Annotated in this window: 2 protein-coding genes; both read left to right on the top strand. The window is 51.7% G+C overall.

What is annotated here, in order from left to right; translation table 11 throughout:
- The first annotated feature begins 475 nt into the window (after nucleotides 1-475).
- Complete coding sequence (locus tag Q0340_RS08540; protein ID WP_298082966.1) at nucleotides 476-1,072, top strand: LysE family translocator; 597 nt, start codon at nucleotides 476-478, stop codon at nucleotides 1,070-1,072.
- Between the two features lie 15 nt (nucleotides 1,073-1,087).
- Complete coding sequence (gene dapE, locus Q0340_RS08535; RefSeq protein WP_298082965.1) at nucleotides 1,088-2,266, top strand: succinyl-diaminopimelate desuccinylase; 1,179 nt, start codon at nucleotides 1,088-1,090, stop codon at nucleotides 2,264-2,266.
- Nucleotides 2,267-2,366: the final 100 nt, after the last annotated feature.

The raw sequence follows: 2,366 nt of genomic DNA, 5'->3' as shown, positions 1-2,366 counted from the left end.
AAAATTCAAGCCGTAAATTTAAGCTGCAAATTTAAACCGCGATTGCGTGTTTAAATTTAAGAGCTAAATTTAAAGCTCGTCGAGCACGCGTGCCGCGCGAAGCGCTCGCCAAAATTTCAAAGCCAAGGCGCATGCAACTGCTTGCGTTAAATTTAAATAGCCTGGCGCACGCAATGCTCGGCATTAGAATTTCAGAGCCAGCCAAGGCTCGGTAAGCAGGTGTGTCGCGAGCCGTGCATGCTAAAATTTCAAAGTTGAGGTGCATGCGACTACGCGCGTTAAAATTTTAAAGCTAAGGCGCATTACGGCGGCGATTGCGTTAAATTAAAAACCGATCGCAGAGCGCGGAATTTCAAGATCGATCCATTCGCAAAGCTGTGCGTCATCGATCTATTTGCAAAGCCGCGCCCATAGATTTTTTCGCAGAGCCGCACATTGAAATTTTGAGCAGATTTGGGGGATTACAAGCAGAGGGATGCAACCGTTCGTACAAGGGGTTTTACTGGGACTGGGCGTTAGCGTGCCGATCGGCCCGGTAAACGTACTGATAATGTCCTATGCGCTGCGAAGCTACACCAAGGCGCTGTGCCTGGGCCTCGGCGCCATGAGCGCGGATATGCTGTATCTAGCGCTATCGGCGTTTGGCATATTGCAGTTAGCTAAAATCCCGATCGTTTTTACCTGCGTATCGGTATTTGGCGCGTGCTTTTTGCTCTACACGGCGCACGCGACCTGGCATGGCGCGACTCGCTCGGTGCAACCCGCAAGCGTCGAGGCTTGCTCGGGCGTGGCGCTTTACGGCAAAGGCTTTTTGATAAATTTACTAAATCCATACGTCATTATATTTTGGCTCAGCGTATCTGCCGGCACCGCGCGAACAGATTTTGCGCTTGCTCTTGCGGGGCTTGTAAGCGGAATTTTAGCTTGGATCACGCTTTTTCCGCTTGCTATATATCTAGCTCGTAGCAAGCTTCCAAACATAGTAGTGCGGGCATTTGCATATATCTCGGCGTTTATTTTGGTATTTTTTGCACTAAAGCTTCTATACGCTATAATTTTCGGTAAAATTTAAACCAAAGGATGGCTTATGAAACCGATTGAAATTCTAAAAGAGCTCATCAAATTCCGCTCGCTCACACCTAGCGACGACGGAGCTTTCAACTACGTCTCGATGCTGCTGGCGGACTTTAGCGAGGATAGATTCGAGCTAAACGGCGTAACTAACGCGATTTTTACCAAGCGCTTCGGACAGGGTCCGCATCTATGCTTTGCCGGGCACATCGACGTCGTGCCACCGGGCGAGGGCTGGGCGAGCGATCCGTTTGTGCCGGTGGAAGCGGATGGCTTTTTATACGGGCGCGGCGCGCAGGATATGAAAAGCGGCATCGCAGCGGCGATCTGCGCGCTAGCGGCGGCACGCGATTTTAAGGGCACGCTGAGCCTACTACTAACCAGCGATGAGGAGGGCGACGGCATCTACGGCACGCGCGAAATGCTCTCTAAATTGCGCGAGCAAGGTGCCCTACCCGACTTCGCAGTCGTTGCGGAGCCTACATGCGAAGTATGCTTCGGCGATACCATTAAGATCGGCCGTCGCGGCTCGATTAACGGCGTCCTCACGCTCACGGGTATCGGCGGGCACGCAGCCTACCCAGATAAATGCATCAATCCTGTCCACATTTTAGCGCCGGTTCTCGCAAGCCTCGCGGGGCATGATCTGGACGCGGGCAGCGATGATTTCGCTCCAGCCAAGATAGTCATCACCGACATTCGCGGCGGTTCGCAGGTAGTAAACGTAACACCCAAGGACGTGCGCGTGATGTTTAACGTACGCGGTGGCGTAGGGCTGGGGCTAGAAGACGTGCGAGACTACGTACTGAGGTTATTTGAGCTGGACGCTAAAGACGCGCTGTGCAACGAAAGCGAATCCTGCGGCAAGCTAGAAATGAGCTGCACCGCGCAGCTGCGAGCAGGCGCGTCGCTACACCTTGCGTTAAAAAGCTCCTCAAAGCCTTTTTTAACTCAGCGAAACTCCAAAATCGTGCAAAAACTAAGCGCTAGCGTGCAGAAGATCTGTGGCGCAGCAGCCGAGCTAAACACCGCAGGCGGCACGAGCGATGCGAGATACTTCGCGGAGTTTGGCGTGGAGACAGCGGAGTTTGGCGTGCGAAACGACACGATCCATCAGATCAACGAACGAGTAGAGATTAGCGACGTCGAAAATTTAGCTAAAATTTTTAGCGATCTGATAGAAAATTTCGGCTAATTTAAGAATTTGGTAAAGATGCGTAGATGTTCTGCGTTCTGCCAAGCTTCGCCAAATTTGCCAGGGTTTTCGCTCGTAGTTGCTTGGCAAATTTTATCTT

This window comes from uncultured Campylobacter sp., from assembly GCF_938045595.1.
Lineage (GTDB): Bacteria > Campylobacterota > Campylobacteria > Campylobacterales > Campylobacteraceae > Campylobacter_B.
Note: the sequence above shows the minus strand (reverse complement) of the source record. Positions and strands in the feature narration are given on the sequence as shown.